The organism is Mesorhizobium sp. M00.F.Ca.ET.216.01.1.1, assembly GCF_004010325.2.
In the GTDB taxonomy this organism is placed as follows: Bacteria; Pseudomonadota; Alphaproteobacteria; order Rhizobiales; family Rhizobiaceae; genus Mesorhizobium.
This window is the reverse complement of the sequence record NZ_SADR02000282.1, coordinates 1-352: the sequence shown is the minus strand read 5'-3', so window position 1 is coordinate 352 and position 352 is coordinate 1. Positions and strand designations below refer to the sequence as shown.

1 protein-coding gene is annotated in these 352 nt (G+C 63.1%); it reads left to right on the top strand.

The window, feature by feature from the left end; all coding sequences use genetic code 11:
* Nucleotides 1-108: 108 nt before the first annotated feature.
* On the top strand, nt 109-352 hold a 244-nt coding region (locus EN859_RS38885; RefSeq protein ID WP_210237771.1), incomplete at its 3' end, for a hypothetical protein.

The window sequence follows — 352 nt, the reverse complement described above, 5'->3', positions numbered from 1 at the left end:
GGCGAAGGTTTCGATCACGGTATGGCCGCGCTCGCGCAAGTTGTCCACCAGATAGCGGCCAGTAAAGCCGCCCGCCCCGGTGACGAGCGTGCGGACGGGTTGCTGCGCATGGAAAGACGACATGCATTCTCCGTTCACGAGGGTCATCCTGTTGTGATGCAATATCGCGCCAGTCGTTCACTGCAAGCCGACGCGCGCGCGCAAAAAAGACGCCGCGTGGCCGCACCAACCGATGCCGGCGCCGCAAACGGGCTATTATGTCACGCTCTTTTGCTGCACCGCCTCAACGCGGCACGCGCCGTGCGCCGCCGCGTGTATCGAACCGCCAACATTCTGTCGATGACACCGTCCA